The sequence below is a fragment of the Streptomyces sp. NPDC096132 genome, assembly GCF_044763345.1.
GTDB lineage: Bacteria > Actinomycetota > Actinomycetes > Streptomycetales > Streptomycetaceae > Streptomyces.
Genome location: NZ_JBIWGA010000007.1, coordinates 16,590 through 38,884, shown reverse-complemented (window position 1 = coordinate 38,884; position 22,295 = coordinate 16,590). Strand labels below are relative to the sequence as shown.

Sequence of the window (22,295 nt, the reverse complement as noted above, 5' to 3'; positions counted from 1 at the left end):
TTGCCACCGAAAAACGTCTTTCCACCATGGTGCTGGTGATCGGCACCGGCGGTGCCGGCCTGCGGGCGGCGATCGAGCTGGCCGAGACCGGCGCCGACGTCCTCGCCGTCGGCAAGCGTCCCAAGGAGGACGCCCACACATCCCTCGCCGCCGGCGGCATCAACGCGGCACTGGCCACGATGGACCCCGAGGACAGCTGGCAGCAGCACGCCGCCGACACCCTCAAGGAGAGCTACCTGCTCGGCGACCCCCGCACCGCCGAGATCGTCACCCAGGGAGCCGCGCGCGGCATCGACGACCTCGAGCGCTACGGCATGGCGTTCGCCCGTGAGGAGGACGGCCGGATCTCCCAGCGGTTCTTCGGCGCGCACAAGTTCCGGCGCACCGCCTTCGCCGGCGACTACACCGGCCTGGAGATCCAGCGCACCCTCATCCGGCGCGCGATCCAGTTGGACATCCCCCTGCTCGACAGCGTGTACATCACCCGGCTCCTGACCCACGACGGCGCCGTGTTCGGGGCCTACGGCTTCGATCTGCGGGACGGAACGCGCTATCTCATCCACGCGGACGCCGTCATCCTCGCGGCGGGCGGCCACACCCGCATCTGGCGGCGTACCTCGTCACGGCGCGACGAGAACACGGGTGACTCCTTCCGGCTGGCCGTGGAGGCCGGAGCCCGCCTGCGCGACCCCGAACTGGTCCAGTTCCACCCCTCGGGCATCATCGAGCCGGAGAACGCGGCCGGCACGCTCGTCAGCGAGGCCGCGCGAGGTGAAGGCGGCATCCTGCGCAACGCGCTCGGCGAGCGCTTCATGAACCGCTACGACCCCGAGCGCATGGAACTGTCCACGCGCGACCGCGTGGCTCTCGCCTCCTACACGGAGATCAAGGAAGGCCGCGGGACGCCCAAGGGCGGGGTGTGGCTCGACGTCTCCCACCTCCCCCGGCAGACGATCATGAACCGGTTGCCCCGGGTGTACCAGACGATGCTCGACCTGCAGATGCTGGACATCACCCGTGAACCGATCGAGGTCGCGCCCACCGCGCACTACTCGATGGGCGGGGTCTGGGTCCGGCCGGAGGACCACAGCACCGACGTCCGCGGCCTGTACGCCATCGGGGAGGCCTCCAGCGGACTGCACGGCGCCAACCGGCTCGGCGGCAACAGCCTCATCGAGCTGCTCGTCTACGGCCGTATCACCGGGCGCGCGGCCGCCGCCTACTCGGAGTCCCTGACCGCGCAGCCGCGCTCGGCGTCGGCGGCGGCCGAGGCCCGCGCCGAGGTCGACGAACTGCTCGCCGCAGACGGCCCGGAGAACGTGCGCGCGCTCCAGCGTGCCATCCGCAACACCATGACCGAGCACGCGGGCGTGGTGCGCGACGAGGAGGGGCTGCGCGCCGGACTGGCGGAGCTGGACATGATCGAGAAGCGGATGGAGAACGTAGGGGTCCACCCCGACATCGCCGGCTTCCAGGATCTCGCACACGCCTTCGACCTCAAGTCCGCCGCCCTGGCGGCCCGGGCCACCCTGGAGGCGGCGCTCGAACGCCGGGAGACCCGCGGTTGCCACAACCGCAGCGACTATCCCGACCTCGACCCCGCCCTGCGGGTCAATCTCGTGTGGTCGCCGACGACGGGCATCACCCGCGAGAGCATTCGTCCCATCCCTGACGAGATCGCCTCCCTGATGGAGGAAGTTTCCACCGAGGGCAAGCTCGCCGAGTGATTTCCGGGACTCCCCCGGGTGCCCTGTCACAAATCCAGTGACCACCTTGTCTTCCCTGGTGCGGGCCACATCAATAAAAACTCTGAGAGAGGTTTTCCCATCATGAAGGTCGTAGTGATCGGTGGTACCGGACTGATCGGCTCGAAGCTGGTCGGCAAGCTGGGCGAGCACGGGCACGAGGCGGTCGCCGCCGCGCCCAACACGGGTGTCAACACGCTCACGGGCGAGGGCCTGGCCGAGGCCCTGGAGGGCGCCTCGGTCGTGGTCGACGTGTCGAACTCTCCCTCGTTCGAGGACGACGCCGTCATGGAGTTCTTCCGTACCTCGACCGCCAACCTGCTCAAGGCCGAGGCGGACGCCGGTGTGACCCACCACGTCGCGCTCTCCGTGGTCGGCACCGAGCGGCTCCAGGAGAGTGGCTACTTCCGTGCCAAGCAGGCGCAGGAGAAGCTGATCAAGGACTCCGGGATGCCGTACTCCATCGTCCACGCCACGCAGTTCTTCGAGTTCATGAAGGGGATCGCGGACATGTCGACCGAGGGCGACACCGTGCGTCTGGCCCCCGTGAAGATCCAGCCCATCTACTCCGACGACGTGGCCGCGGCCGTGGGCCGCGCGGCTGTGGGCACCCCCGTCAACGGCGTGGTGGAGGTGGCCGGCCCGGACACCTTCCAGCTGGACGAACTCATCCGCAAGGGCCTGGCGGCGAAGAACGACCCGCGCACGGTCGTGACGGACCCGCACGCCCCCTACTCCGGTGCCGAGCTGCAGGAGACCACGCTGCTTCCCGGCCCCGACGCGCGCATCGCCGAGACCCGTTTCACCGACTGGCTCGCGCAGCAGGGCTGAGGTCCCCGGGGTGGCCCTGAATTCAGGGCCACCCCGCCTCGGACACTCGATACCCGTATCCACACTATTGATCCGGTGCAGAGCACAGTCGGATTCTCCGTCCGGCACGCGATGATCTCCCACGTGCGTGGCCACGACGTTTCCCCTGATGACCTTCCGCTCCGCCGGGATCGTCCCCGTCGGTGACGACGAGTTCCGCCTGGCAGGCAACCGCAGGATCAAGGACATCGAACTGCCCATCCACCTCGACATCTCCGCGGCCCAGGTCTACCCGGAAGCCACCTGACGACAGAGCGTGCGCCCGTGTGTCCGACGCACCCACCGGAGCTCTTCCGCCTCCGCCGACGCAGGACGAGTGATGACCTCAGCCCTCTCCCCCGAAACCCTACGAGCGGTGGCGGCCACCGTACGGTCCCTGACCGCCCAGGCCACCGAACTCGACAACCACGCCGCAGCACTACGCCAGGACCTCGCACAGCTCGACGAACGTATGCGGTCCCTGTCCGACGCGCTGCGCCTGATCCCCCGCCCGTCCGCCCCGGCCGATGCCGCCGCAGGCGAGAGGCACCCACCGAGAAACCCGGCCCAGTGAACGGATCCGGCCCGGTACGGCACTTGCCGACCGGGCCGTCGCCGCGCCGGCAGCCGCCCGCGAGGTCACAAGAGGCTGTGGGTGCTCGTGGCGGATGAGGATGGCTGACAGAGCTTCCGGGATTGCTTCCGCGCCGGTGTCCTTCCTAGAGGTGATCTTGCCAGGGGAGCGGATCACTGCCGCGATCCTCACCGTCCGCACGGCCCTGGAAGCGAACGCGGAACTCGGGCGCCTTGCCGGCCGTAGCCCCACGGCGTCGCGGTGGGGCTACGGCCACACGGCGCCGTCCTCGCCGATGTCGAGCGACGGGATCGCGATGTTCGAGTGGACGCGGGCCGTGGCCTCCAGGGCTTCCCTCCGGCGTCCCACACCGAGGACGAGTGCCCCCGCGCCTCGGCGAGAGCGAGCGCGGCGGCGCGGCCGATGCCCGACCCCGACCCTGTGACGACAGCGACGCGGCCGGTGAAGTGCGGGGATGTGGGGCTGGCCATGGCTTCCCCCTGCTCGGTGTTCGTAGGACAGGCCACCACCGTGATGCGGCGGCTGGGACGTCGATGGTCCGTCTCCCGCCGTTGGTCGGGGCGGCGCGGAGACGGACCGTACAGGGCGGCCGGTCAGCCGGACTGGCCGGGCCGGTAGTCGCCGGCGGGCTGCTCGTCGACGATGTCGATCCGGTTGCAGGCGCTTGCCGGACAGCGTGAGCCAGATCTTCAACTCCCAGGCATGCTGCGCTTGTTGGCCGACGAAGCGATCCACACCGCGCATGAGCGGAGCCCGCCCCTGGCCTACGGGCTCGTGGCCGCGTACGGCGGGGGAAGCACCCCTGCGTCGACGGAGTGTACGAAGACACCCCAGCGGGCCGGCCGCTTCATGATCGCCTCATGGGGGGCGGGACGGCTGCGGCCGAGGTTGGGACCGGATCCGTAGAGGTTGGTCGATGTCGTACCGGGATGGGCGGCGTTGCTGACGATGCCCCACCCGTTCGCCGTGCTGAGGCGGTCCGATGCGAGGTCGAACAGCAGATTGGCCAGCTTCGGGAGGTTGTAGGCACGCACCGGCGCATGGCGTTGCTCGCTCTGCAGGTCGTCCCAGTTGATCCGGCTGCTGCGGTGTGCCGGGTGGCCGGTGCCATCACTCCCGCGTCGTTGATCACAAGGGTCCGTGCACGTGATCGTCCGATCCACGCGTTGCCCGATCGAGAGCGCCGGGCATCAGTGTGACAGGGTGTTGCTTCACACGGTATGTTCACTGTGCACGCCTCTACCCCAGGTTGCGCATCTGCGCCGCAGCGTTCATCGGCGCCGGCTGGACGCCGGCAGCCGCCAGGACACCGTGCGGGCCCGAGATGCCTGGCAGGACGAGTCCGACCGCTTCGGCCGAGTGGAGGGCTACGACGGCGAACGCCTCCCCGCGCCCGCACCGCCCAACGCCGTCGTCACCCCGCGCAGGAATCCGGGCCCTGTCGCGGACCTGCCGGTCAGCAGACCGGCCGCGCCGCCTTCTCGATGATGTCGGCGGCACTCGCGTCGGAGGTGGTGACAGCTTGTGTGCTGGGGCTTCTTCGGATGCTGCGGCTGAGAGCGGCGCGAAGGTCTCAGCCGCTGTGAAGGGCGGTGCGCAGGGTCTGAATGGCGCGCTCGACGGCGGCCGTCGTGGCCTGGGTGGGCCGGAGAGGGTTGAGCATCATGAAGTCGTGCAGGGTGCCGTTGATGCGGATGCTCGTGGTCGGAACGCCGGCCTGCGTCAGCTTGCGGGCGTACGCCTCACCCTCGTCCCGCAGCACGTCGTTGTCGTCGACCACGACCAGCGCCGGCGGCAGCCCCCGCAGCTCCTCGAGGCTCGCCCGCAGGGGTGAGGCGGTGATCTCGGCCCGCTGTGCGGGGTCGGTGGTGTAGCAGTCCCAGAACCAGGCCATGGCCTTCGCCGTCAGGTAGGGCCCGTCGGCGAACTCCCGGTAGCTTTCGGTGTCCTGGGCCGCGTCCGTCACGGGGTAGTAGAGCGACTGGTGCACGAAGGTGACGTCACCGCGCTGCTTGGCCATGAGGGTCAGTGCCGCGGTCATGTTGCCGCCTACGGAGTCGCCGGCCACCGCCAGGCGGGAGGCGTCCAGACCTTCCTCGGCGCCCTTCGCGGTGATCCACTGCGCGGTCGCATACGCCTGCTCGATGGCGACCGGGTACTTGGCCTCCGGCGAACGGTCGTACTCGACGAACACGACGGCGGCATTCGTGCCGACGGCCAGCTCGCGCACCAGACGGTCATGGGTGCCGGCGTTGCCGATGACCCAGCCGCCTCCGTGCACGTAGAGAACGACCGGCAGCACGCCTCGGCTCCCGACCGGCTTGACGATGCGTACCGGCACATCGCCCACCTCGGCGGGCACAGTGATCCACTTGTCCTCGACGTCCGGCTTCTCCACCGGCGCCGACTGCAGGTCGTCCAGGACCTTCCGCGCGCCCTCCGGGCCGAGCTCGTACAGGAACGGCGGGTTGGCCGTGGCGTCCGCGATCTCCTGCGCGGCGGGCTCAAGAACGGGGTTTGTCATCACTGCACTCCTTCGGTCTGCGGGCTCCTGCCCGCTGTCACCCTTATGACAGTGCTTCCGCTGAAGGTGTGACATGCATCGGGAAAGACATGTGGGGAGACATCGATATCCCACACATGGGCAGTCATCAGGTCCTCAGGGTCGGATCGAGGAGATCCCACATCTTTACGTCCTTGATCCAGAGTTCCTCGCCGCTCCTGGTCCTGCGCACGCCGCAGAGGGTGTTGTCGGGCCGAGGAGTCGGCGTAGGGCAGGCTCGACGTGCGCGGGATGCGGCCGGAGCGGGGCCGGGTGAGGTCGCCGAGGTACTCGGTGCGGCGCAGGGCGTACACGGCCGGGGTGAGGTCGCTGCCGTTGGCGATCCGTTTCATGCGCTCGATGTCCACGAAGCCCTCGCGGACCGGGCGGACGGTGATGCTCCCGCAGGCCGGTGTGCCGGGGGGCGGCCGTCGGAAGGGGAAGGGGGCCGAGGCATCGGAGAAGCCGTTGACGAGGGGTGCCGGACGTCATGGCCGGCCCGCGCGGTTGCGCCACCCGCCGCGCTCCGCTCAATCCGGGCGCACCGGTCGGCCACCCGGACTCGGGGCTGGTGTCGGCGCCGGAGGAGAGGTTCTGCCGTTGAGGTCGAACGAGACCGGCGCGGAGGTGGGCCCGGAACGCGAGCCCAGGAAACCGCGGTGACCGTCTGCCCGGTGGACAGTGATCCACGAGAGGTGAACGAAAGTCTTTCGTAACCGACGGATTTCCCCTCCTTGTCCCGGGCGTGAAGCGCATGTCAGTGTCCCGGTCCAGCAGGTAGGAAATCCGCGGTGAATTCACCGAAAGCTTTTCGAAAGCGAGACAGACCATGCACGGATTCCCGGGGACAGCCCCTTCAGGTGGCCGCGCACTTTCCACGACGTGGCGTGCGGGCGTGGCCGTGGTCACCGCGACCGCGGCATTGGGCCTCCTCGCCGCGTGCGGGACGTCCGGGCCGTCCTCCACCTCTTCGTCCAACGGCCTGACCATGTGGGCGCTGACGGACCAGACGATCCTGAAGGAGTCCGTGGACGCCTACAACAAGGACCACCCGGACGAGAAGATCACCCTGCGGCTGTTCGCCAATGACGACTACAAGCAGAAGCTGCGTGTGGCGTTCGGCGCGAACCAGGCCCCGGACATCTTCTTCAGCTGGGGCGGCGGCGCCCTGAACGACTACGTGAAGGCCGGCAAGGTCGACCCCCTCACCGACGCCCAGGCGAATCTGCTCCGGTTCACCCCGAGCGTGCTGAAGAGCGCCACCTTCGACGGCAAGGTCTACGGCGTCCCCGCCAACGGCCTCGCCCCGGTCGTCCTCTACTACAACAAGAAGGTCCTGACGGACGCGGGCGTCCAGCCGCCGAAGACGTACGACGAACTCCTCGCCGCGGTGAAGAAGCTGAAGGGTGACGGCGTCACCCCGATCTCGCTGGCCGCGAACTCCAAGTGGCCGACGCTGATGTACCTGGAGTACCTGCTCGACCGCGAGGGCGGCTCCCAGGTGTTCGAGAAGATCGCCTCGGGTGACGCGAGCGGCTGGAAGGACACCGCGGTCACCGCGGCCAACACCCGCCTCCAGGAACTCTCCAAGGCCGGTGCCTTCGGCGACAACGCCTCGTCCGTCAGCTACGACCAGGGCGCCTCCACCGCGCTCCTCCATACCGGCAAGGCCGGCATGGAACTGATGGGCACCTGGGAGTACGCCAACCTGGTCAAGGCCGCGCCGGACTTCGTGAAGAACGACCTCGGCTACGTCGCCTTCCCCTCCCTGTCCGGCGGCAAGGGCGACCCGAAATCCATCGTCGGCAACCCCTCCAACTTCCTGTCGCTGAACTCGGCGAGCACGCACAAGTCCGCCGCGCTGACGTATCTGAAGAAGTACGTCATGAACGACGACCAGGTCGACGCCTACCTCGCGTCGGGCAGCGTGCCCCCGGTCAACGGCCTCGACTCGAAGCTGGCTGCCGTGAAGTCGGGCGACAGGGCCTGGCTGAGCTTCGTCTACCAGCTGGTGCAGGACTCCCCGAGCTTCCAGCTCTCCTGGGACCAGGCCCTGCCCTCCGACCAGGCGGACCCGCTGCTGACCAACGTGGACAAATCGTTTCTGCGGCAGATCGAGCCCGCGGAGTTCGGTACGAACATGAGCGAGGCGGCGCAGTAATGACCGCCGTGGTCCGTACGTCCCGTCCGGCCGCGTCCCACAGGACGCGGCCGGGCTCGGTGCCCGCCCGCCGGCACCGCCGCCGCTCCGGCGGCCTGCTGATGGCCGCGCCCGCCCTGCTGCTGTTCGGCCTGTTCGGTCTGGTCCCCCTGGTCGGTGTGCTGGTGCTCAGCCTCGCCCGCTGGGACGGACTCGGCAGCGTCGGCTGGGCCGGTCTCGCCAACTGGAGCGGTGTCCTGGCGGACGACTCCACCTGGCAGGCGCTGTGGCTCACGCTCAAGGTGATGGTGGTCAGCTGGCTGGTCCAGACGCCGCTCGCCCTGGCCCTCGGCGTCTTCCAGGCCCCGAAGGGCCGCGTGCGCGCGCTGCTGTCCGTGCTGTGGTTCCTGCCCCTGCTGCTGTCGGCGGTGGCGATCGGCCTGACCTGGCAGGCGCTGCTCGATCCGTCCTTCGGTATCGGCGCCGCCCCGGGTCTGCACTGGCTGGCGCAGCCGTTGCTCGGCTCGCCCGACCTGGCCCTGTACACCGTGATCTTCGTGATCGCCTGGCAGTTCGTGCCGTTCCACGCCCTGCTCTACCAGGCCGGCATCCGGCAGATCCCGGTCTCCCTGTACGAGGCCGCCGCGATCGACGGCGCGGGACCGGTGACCCGCTTCCTGCGCATCACCCTGCCGCAGCTGAAGTACACCTTCGTCACCTCCAGCACGCTCATGCTGGTGGGCTCGCTGACCTACTTCGACCTGATCTACGTCCTGTCCGGTGGCACCGGCGGCCCCGGCACCGCCACCCGCGTCCTGCCGCTGGCCATGTACATCACGGGCTTCCAGGCCCACGACATGGGCCGGGCCGGCGCGATCGCCACGCTGCTGGTGGTCTTCGGCCTCGCACTGTCCCTGTTCACCACCCGCCTGTCCGGCTTCACCCGGATGGACAGCCAGCAGGAGGGCCTGTGACCGCCCTACGCCGCACCCTCACCGGCGGTGCCGCGCTCGCGTGGACCGCGCTCGTCGTCGTCCCCGTGTACTGGCTGGTGGTGACCAGCCTCCGCGGCCGCACCGACTTCACCACCGCGAGCCCGCTGGCGCCGCCGACCAGCCCCACCTTCGACAACTACAGGACCGTCCTCGCCGGCGACTTCACGACCTACCTGCTCAACAGCGTGATCGTCACCGCCGCGACCGTCGCCGTGACCCTGGCCGTCGCGCTGATGGCCGCGTTCTCGATCGTCCGGTACACGAACCGCTGGTCCCGTCTGACGTTCCGGCTGTATCTGCTCGGGCTGGCGATCCCGTTGCAGGCCGTGATCATCCCGGTGTACCTGCTGATCATCCGTATGAACATGTACGACAGCCTGCTCGCGATCGTGCTGCCCTCTGCGGCGTTCGCGCTGCCGGTGACGGTGATGATCCTGGTCAGCTTCCTCCGGGACGTGCCGCGTTCGCTGTTCGAGGCGATGGTCGTGGACGGCGCCGGCGACTGGCGCATGCTCTTCTCACTCGCGGCCCCGATGGCCCGCCCCGCGCTGGTGACGGTCGCGGTGTACGACGGCCTCCAGGTCTGGAACGGCTTCCTCTTCCCGCTGATCCTCACCCAGAGCGGCGACAAGGCCGTCCTGCCGCTCGCTCTGACCCTCTTCCGGGGGCAGTTCGGCATCGACGTGCCCGCGACCATGGCCGCGGTCGTCCTGTCCACCCTTCCCATGCTGGTGGTGTTCGTCCTCGCCAGGCGCCAGTTGGTCGCCGGACTGACCGCCGGATTCTCCAAGTAACTCTCCGCCGAAGGCAGTCGGCCGGCGCCCCCGGGGCGCCGGCCCGCCTCGGCATGTCCCAGAACGGAGTCGTGCGTTGACGACCACCCTGCCCGGCCAGGCCGACCTCTCCCCGGCGCGCCCCTGGACCGACCCGAGTCTGCCCGTCGAGGAGCGCGTCGAGGCCTTGCTCGCCCTCCTCACCCTGGAGGAAAAGGTCGCCCAACTGAGCAGCACCTGGGACGACATCGAGGCCGACGGCCCCGAAGTGGCCCCGGGCAGCAACCACTTCGGCAGAGTCGGCGACCTGGACCAGGTCGCCCGCCACGGCCTCGGGCAACTCACCCGCCCCTACGGCACCCTCCCCCGTCCGGCCCTGGAGCACGCCCGTCTCCTGGCCGAACGCCAGCGGCAGATCATGGCGCAGAGCCGCTTCGGCATCCCGGCCATGGCCCACGACGAGTGCCTGACCGGCTTCACCGCGTACGGCGCCACCATCTACCCCACGTCCCTCGCCATGGCCGCCACCTTCGACCCCGCCCTGATCCGCCGGGTCGGCGCGGCCATCGGCATCGACATGGCCGCGGCCGGCGTCCACCAGGGCCTCGCCCCGGTCGTCGACGTCATCCGTGACTATCGCTGGGGCCGCTGCGAGGAGACGTACGGCGAAGACCCCCATCTCGTCGGCGAGATGGGCGAGGCGTACGTCCTGGGGCTCCAGAGCGCGGGGGTGGTCGCCACCCTCAAGCACTTCGCCGGGTACTCCGCCTCGATGGGCGGTCGCAATCACGCCCCCGCGGGCCTCGGCCGCCGCGAGCTGTACGACGTGATCCTGCCGCCGTTCGAGCGGATCGTCGCCGCCGGAGTGGGCTCCGTCATGAACTCGTACGCCGAGATCGACGGCGAGGCCCCCGCCGCGAGCCGCTGGCTGCTGACCGAGGTCCTGCGCGAGCGGTGGGGCTTCGAGGGCACCGTGGTCTCCGACTACTGGTCGCTGCCGTTCCTGGTGAACGCGCACCGGGTCGCCGCCGACCTGCCCGACGCCGGGGCGCTGGCCCTCACGGCGGGCCTGGACGTCGAACTGCCCGACCAGCGCGGCTTCGGCGACGCGCTCGTCACCGCCGTGCGCGAGGGACGGGCCGCCGAGGCCGACGTCGACCGGGCGGTGCGCAGAGTGCTGCGCCAGAAGGTCGCGCTCGGTCTCCTGGACCCCGACTGGGCCCCCGAGCCGCCCGCCCTGCGCGCGGGCGAACTCGACCTGGACAAGCCGACCAACCGTCAACTCGCCTACACGGTGGCCCAGTCGAGCGTCGTGCTGCTCCAGAATGCTGATGGTCTGCCGTTGCCGTCCGCCGGCCGGATCGCGCTGATCGGCCCGTGCGCCGACGACGTCCGCACCATGTTCGGCTGCTACAGCTTCCCCAACCACGTCCTCGCCGACCGCGACGACCTGGGCAACGGTGTCGAGGCGGTATCTCTGCGCGAGGCGCTCACCGCGGAACTGCCGGGTGTGGAGTGGGAGTTCGTGCCCGGCTGCCCGATCCGGGACGCCGACGGATCGGGCATCCCGGCCGCCGTGGAGGCGAGCCACCGGGCCGACCTGACCGTCCTGGTCGTCGGCGACAAGGCCGGCATGTTCGGTATCGGCACCTCGGGCGAAGGCTGCGACGTCGAGGACCTGCGGCTGCCCGGCGTACAGGAGGAGCTGGTGGAGGCGGTGCTGGCGACCGGGAAGCCGGTCGTGCTCGTGGTCAACAGCGGGCGGCCGTACGCCGTGGGGCGGTTCGCGGCCGACACGGCGGCCCTGGTGCAGGTCTTCCTGCCGGGCGAGGAGGGCGGCCGCGCGGTCGCCGAACTCCTGTCCGGCGCCGCGAACTTCAGCGGCAGGCTGCCCGTCCAGATCCCGGGCTCCCCGGCGGGACAGCCGTACACCTATCTCCACCCGCCGCTGGGCGACCGGCAGAGCTGGCTCTCCAACCTCGACCCGACGCCCGCCTTCCCCTTCGGGCACGGGCTGTCGTACACGACGTTCGCGGTGGACGGACTGCGCCTGGACCGTGAACAGGTGCCCACGGACGGGGAGTTCGAGGTCTCCGTCCGCGTACGGAACACCGGTGCCGTACGCGGTGCCGAGACCGTCCAGCTCTACTTCACCGACCCCGTCGCCCAGGTCACCCGGCCCGTGCGGGCGCTCCTGGCCTTCGCCAAGGTCGAGTTGGAGCCCGGTGAGGAGACGGTCGTGCGGTTCGGCGTGCACACCGACCGGCTCGCCTTCACCGGCCTGGAGGGGCACCGGATCGTGGAGCCGGGCGAGATCCTGCTGTACGCGGGCTCGTCCAGCGGTGACACCCCGAACGAGGCCGTGCTGCGGCTCACCGGCGGACAGCGGAACCTGTAGAGGTCCGCAGCACCAGTTCCGTCGCCAGTTCGATGCGCGGCGAGGCCGGCGGACGGCCCTCGGCCACCTGGAGCAGGATCCGGGTGGCCTCACGGCCCAGCTCCTCGAAGGGCTGGCGCACCGCGCTCAGCGGGGGGCTGGCCATCGCCGCCACCAGGGTGTCGTCGAACGACATCACCGCCAGGTCGTCCGGCACACGCAGTCCGTGCTGCCGGGCGGCCTCCAGCACGCCGAGTGCCTGTGCGTCGCTCGCCGCGAAGACGGCCGTGGGCGGCCGCTCCGCGCGCAGGATCTTGAGGGTGGCGGCGAGCGCCTCGTCGTAGTCGAAGTCGGTCGAGCGCACGATCGCGGGGTCGTAGGCGATGCCCGCCTCCTCCAGCGCGGCCCGGTAGCCGTGCAGGCGGGCCGCCCCGGCCAGTGAGTGCGAGCGGCCCGCGACCATGCCGATCCGGACGTGGCCCAGGCCGATCAGGTGCTGCACCGCGTCCCTGGCCCCGCTCCAGTTCGTCACCCCGATGCTCGGGATGTCCGACGACGGCGCGCTGAGCGGGTCCACCAGCACCACCGGCAGCTTCTGCTCGACGATCCGCCGCTGGTCGTCCTCGGAGAGCATCGAGATCACGATGACCAGTCCGGTGGCACCGAGTGTCACGCACTCCTGGAGCCACTGGGAGATGGAGCGCCGGCTGGTGGTGCCGGTGACCACGTCGACGCCCAGTTCGCCCGCCGCCTCCACGATGCCGCGGACCACCTCCAGGGTGTAGGGGCCGGACAGGTCCCGGAACACCGTGATGATCTGGCGGGGCGCCTCGGCCTCCCGCTCCCAGGAGCGGACGTACCCGTACCGGGCCAGGAGTTCCTCGACCCTGGCCCGGGTGGTGGCGCCGACGTCACGGCGCCGGTGGACGACCTTGGACACGGTGCTGAGCGAGACGCCCACCTCCTGGGCGATGCTCGTCAGCAGTCCGTACTGCGCGTCCAGCTGTCCCTTGTCCTGAACGGTCACCGTGCGATTATCCCCGGGTCCACCCCTGGGTGGCATTGCCCAGCGGGGTCCACAGCTGCACCTTGGACCCGTTGGCCGTGCCCCAGCCGGTCACATCGATGGCCAGGCCGTTGGAACGGTTGGCGATGGTGCCGTCGACCCGGAACCACCACTGCTGGCTGGTCTTGCCGTTGCAGGCCCACAGGATGACCTTGGTGCCCGCGGTGGTGCCGTCGCCGTCCGCGGCCAGGCACTTGCCGGAGACCCGCAGCTCGCCCGCCGTGGTCTGGGTGATCGTCTGGTTGGCGTTGCCGGAGCAGGTGTAGATCTGCACCTGCACGCCGGTGCTGCCGTTCGGCACGTCCAGGCACTTGCCGGAGTAGGTGCCCTTGAGGGTGAAGGCCGAGTCCGTGGGGAGCGGGTCCTGGACCAGTTGCCAGTCCTGTGAGCCGTCGCCGGCCGATGCCGCCACGGTGACCGAGCCGCCCGCGGTCGAGCCGGTCATGTACAGGCTGGTGTTACGGACCGAGCGGAGCTTGTAGTAGCCGGAGGTGGCGGAGGACACGAGCGTCCACTGCTTGTCGGTGGCTCCGTCGTCGACCCACTGGGCCAGCTTCTGCCCGGCCGTGGCGCTGCCGGTCCAGATGGCGACGGCGCGGCCCCCCGCCTTGTTGAGCAGCGTCACGTCGCTGCCCTTGGCGGTCAGGTGCCAGCGCTGTGTGGTGGCCGAGGTGTCCGCGCCCAGGACGAGGTCGGGGCTGTCTCCGGTGAGGTTCGCGTCCTGCGTCCTTCCGGAGGCGGTGGACAGGACCTGGCCGGTCAGCCGGTTGACGAGGCTGTAGTAGGCGCCGTCGGAGCGGCCGAGGTCGACCTCGGCGTACTTCACGGGCCCGACACTGGTACCGCTCCAGGACGCCTGGAGGACCAGGACGCGGCCCGTGCCCTCGACGTACTGCAGGTGGCGGCTGTACCCGGCGGCGATCGGCGTCTGGTACTGCTTCCAGGTGCCGGTGCTCGTGCCGGACTCGTTCACCCACACGCTGCCGCTGCCGGACGCGTTGTAGACGATCCGCCCGTCGGGCATCGGAAGGAGGACCGGGCTGCCGCCGATGGAAAGGGTGCTGCCGCCCGAGGGCACGGGTAGCGAGGTGATCGCCCCGTCGGTGCCGGAGAAGAACTTGGTGGGGTCGTCGGCGATCCGGTAACGGACGTTCGTGCCGCCGCCCCAGTACTCGTACGTCATGAGCCACTTGCCGTCGGTCGTCGGAGCGACCGTCGTCATGCCCGGACGGCCATCGCCGATCTCCGTCTTCCCGCCGCCCATGTTCACGGTCGAGCCGGGGACGTCGACGACCGGGCTGCTCCAGGACGAGGAGCTGGTGCCGTTCCAGGTGCGGTGCAGGAGGACCTGGCCGCCGGAGTCCGTCGCCGTGTCGTTGGCCGGGTCGAGCGTGGGTGCGCCGGTGGAGGTGTCGTAGCCGGTGTAGTCGTTCTCGTCGGAGTAGTAGGCGATGAGCCGACCGTTGTGCGCGAGGAGGTGCGGCTCCCAGACCGGGTCGACCTGCTGGTACGTGTTCGCTGTCGAGGTGCGGCCGATGCTGCCCGCGCTGCCGCCCTGCCAGCCACCGGCCGCGATGATGTTCTTGAAGCTCCAGGTCGCCCCGTCGTCGGTGCTGGCGTACAGGGCGAGCGCCACGTCCTTGCGGTCGCCGTCGGCGGTCGGCGTCCAGGAGGAGTTCGCGGCCTTCTGCTCCTGGTAGTAGTAGTCGTCGCCCGAGACGATGCTCGCGAGCAGCAGGGTGCCCGCGCTCAGGGAGCCCACGTCCTGCGGGAGCACGTAGAGGTACGGGTTGGTCCAGTTGCTCGTGTACTTCGCGTACGCCGAGTCGCTGGAGAGGTGGGCGGGGGCCTTGACGTCCGTCAGCTTCGACCAGGTCGTGCCGTCGTCGTCGCTCTTGTAGACGGGCAGTGTCTGCCCCACCGGAGCGCTCTCGCTGTCCTCGAAGGTCGCCACGATCCGCCCGCTGGGCAGCTGGGCCGACTTCGGGTAGAGGACGCAGGGGCTCTTGTTGCAGGCGGCCGAATTCGTCGCCGTATAAAGGTTCGTGGAGGTCGGCTGATATGCCGACGCGGTCGGTGCGGAAGCGATGGCGAATGCCACGCCGATGCCTGTGGCTGTCGCTGCGGCGAGAGCCTTTCTTGCCCATGTGTACATGAATCCGGAAACCCTTTCGCGCCCCGCTGCTCAGGGAATACAAAGGCGGCTCGTTGAGCCCTGCGGCGGCTGGAGTCAGTATTGGGACGCCGTCCCGTCATGTCACTGGCAGGTTTCCGAAAGTGTTTCGCGAGCCTGTCGGCCCCGGGAGTTGACACGCCCCCTGGGCCGACATCGATTGCCTGCGTCGGCGTCTCACGCGGGTCCGTGCTCATCAACCGCGTGGATGACGCGGATACGCGATTCGGATCGCGCCGAGGATGGCGGTGCGCGACGTGACCACCCATAGTCGTCTCTACCCGCCCGCCGATGTCCGGATGAGCCCTCGGTGCGCGGCCGTCCCCGGCATGCCGTGCGCCCGCTCGCGCCTGTGAAAGGCATGCCCGCTCCGTATCCCGTCCTCTGGAGTCGCCATGCCCGGTTCCGTTCCGTCGCCGTCCGCCACCGAGGTCGACGACGCCGCCTCGTCCCCCGTGGCCGTCTCGGGCCCGGCCCATCGCTTGCGGGTCACCCTGCTGATGGCGGGCAGCTGTCTGCCGATCCTCGGGGCGGTGCTGATCGCCCCCGTCCTGCCGCAGATGCAGGACCACTTCGCCTCCGTGCCGGGGGCCAAGGCGCTGGTGCCGCTCGCGCTGACCGTGCCGGCCCTGGCCCTCGCCGTGCTGGCCCCGTTCGCCGGGGTGATCGTGGACCGGCTGGGCCGCAAGCGGCTGCTGGTCGTGGCGACCCTGCTGTACGCCGTGTTCGGCACGGCCCCGCTCTGGCTGGACTCGCTCGGCGCGATCATCGCCAGTCGCGCCCTGGTCGGTGTGGCCGAGGCCGCGATCATGACGTGCTGCACCACGCTGATCGGTGACTACTACTCGGGGCAGCGGCGGGTGAGGTACCTCGCCCTGCAGACCATGTGCGCGTCCGCGTCGGCCACGGTCTTCTTCGTGCTCGGCGGCGCGGCCGGATCGGCCGACTGGCGCGTGCCGTTCTTCGTCTACGCCGTGAGTCTGGTGCTGGCCCCGCTGATGGCGACGGCGCTGCCGAGCCCGGCGCCCCGCGCGGCGGCGGTCGAGACGCCGGCCTCCAGGGCCCGACACCCCTTCCCCTGGCGGCAGTTGGGCGGGATCTGCGCCGTGACCTTCTTCGGGGCGATGGTCTTCTACACGGTCCCGGTCGAGATGGCGTACCTGCTCGACGACCTCGGAGTGAAGAACTCCGGGGTGATCGGACTGGCCACGGCGATCGCCAGCGCGGCGACGGTGGGCGGCGCGGTCGCCTTCGCCCGCCTCAAGCGCTCGCCTGACCCGATGCTGCCCGCGATCCTGGCGGTGTGCGCGGTGGGCTTCGGGCTGATGTTCCTGGCGGGCAACGCACCGCTGCTGGTCGCCGGGGCGATCGTCAACTGCCTCGGCACGGGAATGCTGCTGCCCGCGCTGCTGACCAGCGCCATGTCCCGACTCGCCTTCGAGGACCGCGGCCGCGGCACCGGGCTGTGGACGGCGGCCTTCTTCGGCGGCGAGTTCGTGTGCCCGCTGGTGCTGCTCGCGGGAGAGGCCGCGGTGGGGAGCCTCGCGGGTGCGGTGGGAGTGCTGGGGCTGGCCGCGGCCCTGGTCGCCGGCGGATTGTGGGCGGCCGCCCGGCGGCGGGGTGAGGCGATCGATCCGCGGCCGTTGCCGGAACAACTGGCGTGACCGCTGCCCGTGACGGCCGCGGGGCACCGTGCGGAGGGTACGGGTGCCGATAGGTGAGCCGGATACCGGGCGCCTCCTCATGCAACGCACGGGCAGGCGACGCGCCGAAGGGCGGCCGCGCCGTAGGCCCAGAGGTATCAGTCGCATGGATTTGCCGCATCCACAGAATCTATTTCCGTGATCGGTCGATGAGGGCCACAGTGGACCGCAACCCAGCAGGAGGACATCTCATGGCAACGCTCGCGCAACCTGCCGGCCCCTTCGCGCTCGGCACGTTCTCCGCTCCGGAGGGACCTCGCTTCCCCGGCCTCGTGGCCGCGGACCGGGTGCTCGACCTGAGCAGAGCCCTGGACGGGGCGCCGGCCGACGTACGGACCGTACTGGACCGGTGGGAGGAGTTCCTGCCCGTCCTGCACGCACTGGCGGACGACCCCGGTCTCGACCGGCACCCACTCGACGGCCTGCGGGTGCACGCGCCGGTCGAGCCGCGGCAGCTCTTCCAGTCCGGTGCGAACTACCGGCAGCACGTGATCGATCTGGAGGTCGCCCACCGTTCCCCCGACGACCCGCGCACGGTCGAGGAGGCGCGGGCGGAGATCGCCGCCGTCATGGACCGCCGGGCGGCGGAGGACCTGCCGTACGTGTTCATCGGGCTGCCGAGCACCATCGCCGGCCCCTACGACGACGTCGTGCTCCCGTCCTGGGCCGAACAGCCGGACTGGGAGCTGGAGCTGGCCGCCGTCATCGCCAAGCCCGCCCACCGGGTCTCCGTCGAGGAGGCACTGGAGTACGTCGCCGGGTACACGATCGCCAACGACCTCACCGACCGGGCCACCGTGTTCCGCCGGGACATGAAGGCCATCGGCACCGACTGGCTGCGCTGCAAGAACGCGCCGGGATTCACCCCGCTCGGGCCGTGGATCGTGCCGGCCGAGTCGATCGCCGACCCCGGTGACCTGCGGGTCACGCTGAAGCTCAACGGCGACACCATGCAGGACGAGTCGACCAAGGACATGCTCTTCGGGGTCGCCCGGCTGGTGTCGTACATCTCGCAGACCGCTCGACTGCTCCCCGGTGACCTGGTGTTGACCGGGAGCCCCGCAGGCAACGGCATCCACTGGGGGCGGCTGCTGCGCGACGGCGACGTGATGGAGGGCTCCATCACCGGCCTCGGCGTGCAGCGCACCCGATGCGTCGCGGAGGGGACGGCATGAGCTGCCTGGACCGCCTCGACCCCGAGGGCGCGATCGCCGAGGCCGCCAAGGCCTGCTCCAACTGGGGGCGTTGGGGCGCCGACGACGTGCTCGGCACCCTGAACTTCCTCGACGCGGCCAAGCGCCGCGAGGGCGCCGCGCTGGTACGGCGGGGCGTCAGCTTCTCGCTCTCCCAGCGGTTCGACATGAACGGCCCGCAGAAGGGCTGGCGGCGGCGCACCAACCCGGTGCACACCATGCTGGACACCGGCACCGACGCCGCCCTCGGCAACCAGGGCTTCCCGCACGGCATCGGCGGCGCCGACGACGTGATCGCGATGCCGCTCCAGTGCTCGACCCAGTGGGACGGGCTCGGCCACATCTTCGACCACGGCAACGCCTGGAACGGGCGACGGGCGGAGAAGGTCGTCACCTCCGACGGCGACCTCGTCACCGGCATCGAGCACATGGCGCCGTACGTCGCCGGACGCGGAGTCCTCCTGGACGTCGGCCGAGTCATCGGCGAGGACGGCGAGCTGCCGGACGGCTTCGCCGTCACCGAGGAGCACCTGACCGCGACCGCCGAGGCCCACGGCGTGAGCGTCGGCCGCGGCGACATCGTTCTCGTCCGCACCGGTCATCTCACCCGCGCCAGGCGCGAGGGCTGGGGCGACTACGCCGGCGGCCCCGCGCCCGGTCTGTCCTTCACCACCGCCGGCTGGCTGCACCGCACCGAGATCGCCGCGATCGCCACCGACACCTGGGGCTTCGAGGTACGGCCCAACGAGTTCGAGCACGCCTTCCAGCCGCTGCACCAGGTCGCCATCCCCCACATCGGCCTGCTCATCGGCGAGATGTGGGACGCGGACGCACTCGCCGCCGACTGCGCGGCCGACGGTGTGTACGCGTTCTGGCTCACCGCCGCGCCCCTGCCCATCACCGGAGCCGTCGGCTCCCCGGTCAATCCCGTCGCGGTGAAGTAGCCGCACCCCAGCCGCCCGAAGCCGCGCGGCCCAACCCCGGGAGGTATCCCCGACATGGCTGACCACATCACCAGCCCTCGTTCCGTACTGGTCATCGGCGGGGGCGCCTCGGGCAGCGCCGTCACCGTCCTGCTGCGCCGCGCCGGCGTCGCCGTCGACCTGATCGAGGCCAAGCCCGACTGGAACGCCACCACCGGCTCCGGCATCACCCTCCAGGGCAACGCCCTGCGCGTCCTGCGCGAACTCGGCGTGTGGGACCAGGTGGAGGCCTCCGGATACCCCTTCGGCTCGCTCGGCGTCACCGCGCCCGACGGCACCGTCCTGTTCGTCGCCGAGGACATCCAGACCGGCGGCCCCGACCTGCCCGCCACCCTCGGCATGCAGCGCCCGCAGCTGCAGCAGATCCTCATCGACGCGGTCCGCGCCTCCGGCGCCGGCATCCGCCTCGGCACGACCGCCGAGATCCTGGACCAGGACGCCGACGGCGTCTCGGTGCGCTTCAGCGACGGCAGCGAAGGCGGCTACGACCTGGTGATCGCCGCCGACGGCCTCAACTCCGCCACCCGCGCGTCGATCGGCATCACCGACAAACCCGAACCCACCGGCATGGCCATCTGGCGCATCGCCGCCCCGCGCCCCGAGAGCGTGACGCGCACCGACCTCGCCTACGGCGGCCCCGCCTACATCGCCGGCTACTGCCCCACCAGCGAGAACACGATCTACGCCTACGTCGTCGAAGGGTGCCGCGACCGCGCCGCCATCGACCCGGCCACCTACGCCGACGAGATGCGCCGCCTGGCGCGGCACTACGGCGGCGCCTGGCCGGAGATCACCGCACACATCACCGACCCGGCGAAGGTCAACTACACCTGGTTCGACCGCCTGCTGGTCGAGGGCTCCTGGCACCGCGGCCGGGTCGTCCTCATCGGCGACGCCGCCCACTGCTGCCCGCCCACCATCGCGCAGGGCGCGGCGATGTCCCTGGAGGACGCCTCCGTGCTGGCGGAGCTGCTGACCGGCGGAGGGGACTGGGACGACGAGCTGCTCCAGGCCTTCCACGACCGCCGTATCCCCCGCGTGCGCACCGTCGTCGAGGCATCCGTGCAGATCGGCCAGTGGCAGCTGGACGGCGTGCGCGACGCCGACATGGCCGGGCTGGTCGGCCGCACCATGAACCTCCTCAAGGAGCGCCCGTGACCTCCACCGCATCCTCCGTGCCCACGATCGACGTGCACGCGCACCTGCTGCTGCCGGAGATCGAGGAGGCCGTCGCCGGGCACCCCGGCCTCGCCGAGGCCCGGGAGCTCGACGCCCGCCGCAACGGTCCGGCGGCGCTGGCCGTGAACGGCCCGATGGTCGGGGCGCGCGTGCCGAAGCTGGCCGAGGCCGCCGTACGCCTGGCCGCGATGGACGAGCAGGGTGTGGACATCCAGGTGATCAGCCCGTCCCCGTCGCACTACCACTACTGGGCCGGTTCTCTGCTGGCCGAGCAGGTCTGCCGGCTGGCCAACGAGGGCACCGCCGCGCACTGCGCGAAGGCCCCCGACCGGCTGCACGGCCTCGGCCTGGTGCCCCTCCAATACCCCGGTCTCACCGTGGAGTTGCTAGACCACGCGCTGGACCAGGGTCTGAAAGGCGTGGAGATCTCCTCGCACGCCCCCGGCCGTGAGCTCTCGGATCCCGCGTACGAGCCCTTCTGGTCCCGGGCCGAGGAGACCGGCGCCCTGGTCTTCCTGCACCCGTTCGGCTGCACCCTCGACGAGCGCCTCGACCGGTGGTACCTGTCCAACACCGTCGGCCAGCCCACCGAGAACGCGGTCGCGCTCTCGCAGCTGATCTTCTCCGGCGTCCTGGACCGCCATCCGGGCCTGAGGCTGATCGCGGCCCACGGCGGCGGCTATCTGCCCACTCACATCGGCCGCTCCGACCATGCCTGGCGGGCCCGCCCCGACGCGCGGAGCTGCTCACGGGAGCCCAGCAGCTACCTGAGGCAGCTGTACTTCGACTCTCTCGTCCACGATCCGCACGTGCTGCGGGAGCTGCTGCGGGCCGCGGGCCCGGACCGGGTCCTGCTCGGCTCCGACTTCCCCTTCGACATGGGCACCGAGGACCCGCTCGGCGCACTGCGCGCCGCGGGTCTGCCCGACGACGACTTCCACGCGGTGCGGGGCGGCAACGCCGCCGCCCTGCTCAACCTCTCCTGAGAAGGAACCCCCCATGAGCGACCGCCTGCTCACCCATCTGCGACACGTCGACCTCGCCGTCCCGGACTACGACAAGCAGCTCGACTTCTACGCCGGCGTCTGGGGCCTGGCCAAGGTCGCCGAGGACTCCGGGATCTCCTTCCTGGCCGCCGAGGGCAGCCCCGAGCAGTACGTGGTGCGGCTGCGCAAGGCCGACGAGAAGCGCCTGGACCTGGTCTCCTACGGGGCCGCGTCGGCCGCCGACGTGGACACGCTCGCCGAGCGACTCCTCGCCTCAGGCGTGCGGTTGATCTCGCAGCCGGGCAAGGTCGACACCCCGGGCGGCGGCTACGGCTTCCGCTTCTTCGACGTCGACGGGCGCACCATCGAGGTCTCCGCCGACGTCGAGGTGCGCCGGCACCGGAAGATCGAGGAGAAGGAGGCCATCCCGGTCAAGCTCTCGCACGTCGTCCTCAACTCCCCCGACCTCGACAACACCCGCCGGTGGTACGAGACCCACCTCGGCTTCCGGCTGTCCGACACCCTCGGCCATCCGCACATCGGCGACGTCATGCACTTCATGCGGATCAGCAACCAGCACCACTCCATGGCCATCGCCAAGGGCCCGCACACTTCCTTGCACCACGTCTCCTTCGAGATGCGCGGCATCGACGAGTACATGCGCGGCTCCGGCCGGGTGATGCGGGCCGGCTTCCGGAAGATCTGGGGCCCCGGCCGGCACATGGCGGGCGACAACACCTTCACCTACTTCCTCGACCCGCACGGCAACACCGTCGAGTACACGACCGAGCTGGAGCTCCTCGACGAGGACACCTGGCACCCGCACGTCTACGACTTCTCCCAGCCCGAGGTCACCGACCAGTGGGGCACCGCCAACCCCATGAACGAGCTGGTCACCAAGGAGTCGTTCAACGACGTCGACCCCGGCGTGTTCGTGGCTCCGCCGGTCTGATCCCCCGCACTCCGGGGGCGCGGCGGCCCGGTCATGCCCTGACT

20 protein-coding genes are annotated in these 22,295 nt (G+C 70.5%); 15 read left to right on the top strand and 5 right to left on the bottom strand.

The window, feature by feature from the left end; genetic code table 11:
* The first annotated feature begins 26 nt into the window (after positions 1-26).
* From ACIRF9_RS18080 to ACIRF9_RS18065, 4 genes are all read left to right on the top strand, one after another.
* Positions 27-1,727 carry an FAD-dependent oxidoreductase gene (locus ACIRF9_RS18080; protein ID WP_403823600.1) on the top strand — a complete coding sequence of 567 codons (1,701 nt, stop codon included), beginning with the start codon at positions 27-29 and terminating at the stop codon, positions 1,725-1,727.
* A 102-nt stretch (positions 1,728-1,829) separates the two neighbouring features.
* A complete protein-coding gene (locus ACIRF9_RS18075) occupies positions 1,830-2,576 on the top strand; it encodes an SDR family oxidoreductase (protein ID WP_403822576.1) in 747 nt (248 codons plus the stop codon).
* A gap of 148 nt (positions 2,577-2,724) precedes the next feature.
* A complete protein-coding gene (locus ACIRF9_RS18070; protein ID WP_403822573.1) occupies positions 2,725-2,862 on the top strand; it encodes a hypothetical protein in 138 nt (45 codons plus the stop codon).
* Between the two features lie 72 nt (positions 2,863-2,934).
* Positions 2,935-3,168 carry a hypothetical protein gene (locus tag ACIRF9_RS18065; RefSeq protein ID WP_403822570.1) on the top strand — a complete coding sequence of 78 codons (234 nt, stop codon included), beginning with the start codon at positions 2,935-2,937 and terminating at the stop codon, positions 3,166-3,168.
* A 785-nt stretch (positions 3,169-3,953) separates the two neighbouring features.
* Here ACIRF9_RS18065 and ACIRF9_RS18060 read toward each other — a convergent pair.
* Positions 3,954-4,223, bottom strand: a complete 270-nt coding sequence (locus tag ACIRF9_RS18060) for a hypothetical protein (protein ID WP_403822567.1) — start codon at positions 4,221-4,223, stop codon at positions 3,954-3,956.
* A 277-nt stretch (positions 4,224-4,500) separates the two neighbouring features.
* On the opposite strand from ACIRF9_RS18060, the gene ACIRF9_RS18055 reads away from it, so the two are divergent.
* Complete coding sequence (locus ACIRF9_RS18055) at positions 4,501-4,677, top strand: hypothetical protein (RefSeq protein WP_403822564.1); 177 nt, start codon at positions 4,501-4,503, stop codon at positions 4,675-4,677.
* Positions 4,678-4,762: 85 nt separating this feature from the next.
* Here the strand turns inward: ACIRF9_RS18055 and ACIRF9_RS18050 are convergent, their stop codons facing one another.
* On the bottom strand, positions 4,763-5,713 hold the full coding sequence (locus ACIRF9_RS18050) for an alpha/beta hydrolase (protein WP_403822562.1): 951 nt from the start codon (positions 5,711-5,713) through the stop codon (positions 4,763-4,765).
* On the bottom strand, positions 5,713-6,099 hold the full coding sequence (locus tag ACIRF9_RS18045; RefSeq protein WP_403822559.1) for a hypothetical protein: 387 nt from the start codon (positions 6,097-6,099) through the stop codon (positions 5,713-5,715). The genes ACIRF9_RS18050 and ACIRF9_RS18045 overlap by 1 nt, the downstream gene beginning before the upstream one ends.
* Positions 6,100-6,626: 527 nt before the next feature.
* Between ACIRF9_RS18045 and ACIRF9_RS18040 the strand changes: the two genes are divergently transcribed.
* The 4 genes from ACIRF9_RS18040 (at position 6,627) to ACIRF9_RS18025 (ending at position 12,037) form a co-directional block, all read left to right on the top strand.
* The gene (locus ACIRF9_RS18040; RefSeq protein WP_403822556.1) at positions 6,627-7,892 is read left to right on the top strand and encodes an extracellular solute-binding protein; all 1,266 of its coding nucleotides are present in this window, start codon (positions 6,627-6,629) and stop codon (positions 7,890-7,892) included.
* Between the two features lie 101 nt (positions 7,893-7,993).
* Complete coding sequence (locus ACIRF9_RS18035; protein WP_403823598.1) at positions 7,994-8,845, top strand: carbohydrate ABC transporter permease; 852 nt, start codon at positions 7,994-7,996, stop codon at positions 8,843-8,845.
* The gene (locus tag ACIRF9_RS18030; RefSeq protein ID WP_403822553.1) at positions 8,842-9,660 is read left to right on the top strand and encodes a carbohydrate ABC transporter permease; all 819 of its coding nucleotides are present in this window, start codon (positions 8,842-8,844) and stop codon (positions 9,658-9,660) included. Before ACIRF9_RS18035 ends, ACIRF9_RS18030 begins: the two co-directional genes overlap by 4 nt.
* Positions 9,661-9,736: 76 nt before the next feature.
* Positions 9,737-12,037 carry a glycoside hydrolase family 3 N-terminal domain-containing protein gene (locus ACIRF9_RS18025; protein ID WP_403822550.1) on the top strand — a complete coding sequence of 767 codons (2,301 nt, stop codon included), beginning with the start codon at positions 9,737-9,739 and terminating at the stop codon, positions 12,035-12,037.
* Here the strand turns inward: ACIRF9_RS18025 and ACIRF9_RS18020 are convergent.
* Positions 12,012-13,043 carry a LacI family DNA-binding transcriptional regulator gene (locus ACIRF9_RS18020; protein ID WP_403822547.1) on the bottom strand — a complete coding sequence of 344 codons (1,032 nt, stop codon included), beginning with the start codon at positions 13,041-13,043 and terminating at the stop codon, positions 12,012-12,014. The two genes, ACIRF9_RS18025 and ACIRF9_RS18020, sit on opposite strands and share 26 nt — an antisense overlap.
* A 7-nt stretch (positions 13,044-13,050) precedes the next feature.
* Complete coding sequence (locus ACIRF9_RS18015; RefSeq protein ID WP_403822544.1) at positions 13,051-15,237, bottom strand: RICIN domain-containing protein; 2,187 nt, start codon at positions 15,235-15,237, stop codon at positions 13,051-13,053.
* 413 nt (positions 15,238-15,650) lie between these two features.
* Between ACIRF9_RS18015 and ACIRF9_RS18010 the strand changes: the two genes are divergently transcribed.
* From ACIRF9_RS18010 to ACIRF9_RS17985, 6 genes are all read left to right on the top strand, one after another.
* Positions 15,651-16,919: an MFS transporter gene (locus ACIRF9_RS18010; RefSeq protein ID WP_403822541.1), complete on the top strand. Its 1,269-nt coding sequence runs from the start codon at positions 15,651-15,653 to the stop codon at positions 16,917-16,919.
* A 230-nt stretch (positions 16,920-17,149) separates the two neighbouring features.
* Positions 17,150-18,133, top strand: a complete 984-nt coding sequence (locus tag ACIRF9_RS18005) for a fumarylacetoacetate hydrolase family protein (RefSeq protein WP_403822538.1) — start codon at positions 17,150-17,152, stop codon at positions 18,131-18,133.
* Positions 18,130-19,095, top strand: coding sequence for a cyclase family protein (locus ACIRF9_RS18000; RefSeq protein WP_403822535.1), 966 nt, complete (start codon positions 18,130-18,132; stop codon positions 19,093-19,095). Before ACIRF9_RS18005 ends, ACIRF9_RS18000 begins: the two co-directional genes overlap by 4 nt.
* Positions 19,096-19,149: 54 nt before the next feature.
* Entirely contained in the window at positions 19,150-20,292 is a 1,143-nt protein-coding gene (locus tag ACIRF9_RS17995) for an FAD-dependent oxidoreductase (protein ID WP_403822533.1), read from the top strand.
* The gene (locus ACIRF9_RS17990; protein WP_403822530.1) at positions 20,289-21,299 is read left to right on the top strand and encodes an amidohydrolase family protein; all 1,011 of its coding nucleotides are present in this window, start codon (positions 20,289-20,291) and stop codon (positions 21,297-21,299) included. Before ACIRF9_RS17995 ends, ACIRF9_RS17990 begins: the two co-directional genes overlap by 4 nt.
* A 13-nt stretch (positions 21,300-21,312) precedes the next feature.
* Positions 21,313-22,251, top strand: a complete 939-nt coding sequence (locus tag ACIRF9_RS17985) for a VOC family protein (RefSeq protein WP_403822527.1) — start codon at positions 21,313-21,315, stop codon at positions 22,249-22,251.
* Positions 22,252-22,295 lie beyond the last annotated feature (44 nt).